The sequence below is a fragment of the Endozoicomonas sp. SESOKO2 genome, assembly GCF_024606245.1.
In the GTDB taxonomy this organism is placed as follows: domain Bacteria; phylum Pseudomonadota; class Gammaproteobacteria; order Pseudomonadales; family Endozoicomonadaceae; genus Endozoicomonas_A.
In genome coordinates this window covers 1-1,831 of the sequence record NZ_JAHHPQ010000245.1, presented here as the reverse complement: position 1 = coordinate 1,831, position 1,831 = coordinate 1, and the positions used below count along the sequence as shown (strand labels likewise).

Below are 1,831 nucleotides of genomic sequence, written 5' to 3'. Positions count from 1 at the left end.
AACTTGAATGGTATCACCATCATTAATGTAAGGCAGAATGTGGCTGGCAATACTCTGTTCCAGTTCGCTTGGCTGTGCCTGGGGCGCGAAGGGCAGTTCGTGGCTGCATTCAACCAGTTTGTCAACCTGATCCACATGGATAAAGTTACTTTCACCTTTAAGGTAAGGTACCTGATCGTTGACAACTACTATAACCTTTTCGGTACTTTCAACAACGCTGTCGCCTAACAGGGCACCAATATGACCCAGACTCATAAAGCCATTTTCATCAGGCCGGGAAACTTCCATCAGCAGAACATTTGGCTTCATGATGTTTTTCATAAAGCTCTGTGTCTGCGAAAAATGCACAGAATTAATCTTTATATTGCCATGAGGTCCCAGGAATTTTCTTTCCAGTGGCCCGGTAAACAAGCAGTTGTAATTAATGTGGCCTTTAAATTCTGCCTTGAGAAAATCAAAAGGAAACATTAATAGTGCGCCGTATAATTCAACGTCTTTTAATTCATCTTTACGATGGCAAAGCTGTTTGAGAACCGGAATGGCAATACCATTGGCACCACCAATCCAGACCCGGTCCCCGGATTGGATTTCATTGGCCGCATCGTCCAGGGGTGAACATTTACGATCGTAGGTAGATTGCCAGTTTTTGATATCAAATTGAGCAGTCACGGTGACTCCTTTTTTGTCTGCTAATAGTGACCCATTTGATGAATGCCCCGTAAACATTGGAAACGCAGGGTCTTGTTTGAAAACGATAGGGTCTTCACTCTACATCAATGGCCCACTAAAAACTTGACAGGGCGCGCCATGTACTTGTTTATTACCGACTGTGACTAAATGAGTTGATTTGAATCATATTTCGAACTGTTTCAAGACTAAACGCCCGAGGCTTGGGTATTTCGGTACTGCCTTGGTGACATGCCAGTCCAGCTTTTAAATGCCCTTGAAAAGCTGCTTAAATCGCCAAATCCTAACTCATAAGCGACAGTGGACAGCGGTGTGTCACTGGACTCAATCAGGGCAATGGCTTTTTCATGGCGTATTTTGTTAACCAGTTCCCGGTAACTCAGCCCCAGCTCTGTCAGTTTTCTCTGGAATGTACGACCGCTTATATTCATCAGGCCGGCCATTTTAGAAGTGGTCGGCGGAATAAGCGGGTTTAGTTCCAGCAGTGAGCGACTGACTCTTAAAACGAGGTTTTTTTGTTCAATCATTAGCAGTTTTTTCTGTACCAGTGATTCAGTTGCCTGAAGTAACTCCGGGTCACTGGTCCGCAAAGGCAGATCCAGCGCATCGACACTGAATTCTATTCGATACTGAGACATGGAGAATTTCAGAGTGCACTCCAACTTGTCCTTGAGTTTTTTATGGTATGTGGGTTGTTCAAATGGCAAGTGTATCGTTATTTCAGTTTCATGGTCCCAGCGTATTACCCTGGCAACCGCTGACACCAGGGCCATCATGCCGTGTTTGGTCAGGTTGACCTGTTTATCGACAGCGTCATTGTCAATTAATAATAATGACGCTGTCCCGGCTGCTTCATTGAAGATGATTCGCGTGGTTGTCGTGATCAGTGACTGATAAGTTTCCAGTTTTTCAATTCGTTGCCTGAGTGATGCAGAGCTCCATAAGACAATACCCAGTGACTTGAAATCAAGCGGTTGCAGTGAAAGCCCCAGATCGACAGGCAACAGGGGTTCATCCGTCTGCTCTACGGCCCAGTAAAGCAACTTGCGAGCGCCATCGACAGGGATTGGCCTGTCGCAGTATGATCCGCTTTCAAGAGGAATATTAAAATGCTCGGGAGGTAATGGACTGACCCCATGTTTCT

The 1,831-nt window shown here is 45.4% G+C and carries 2 protein-coding genes; both read right to left on the bottom strand.

Going from position 1 to position 1,831, the window contains the following annotated elements; all coding sequences use genetic code 11:
- Positions 1 to 669: hypothetical protein (locus tag KDK17_RS05875; RefSeq protein WP_257287580.1), on the bottom strand; the 669-nt coding region annotated here is incomplete at its 3' end.
- Positions 670 to 875: 206 nt separating this feature from the next.
- Positions 876 to 1,831, bottom strand: a 956-nt coding sequence (locus KDK17_RS05870) for an AraC family transcriptional regulator (protein WP_257287579.1), incomplete at its 5' end; no start/stop codon positions are given.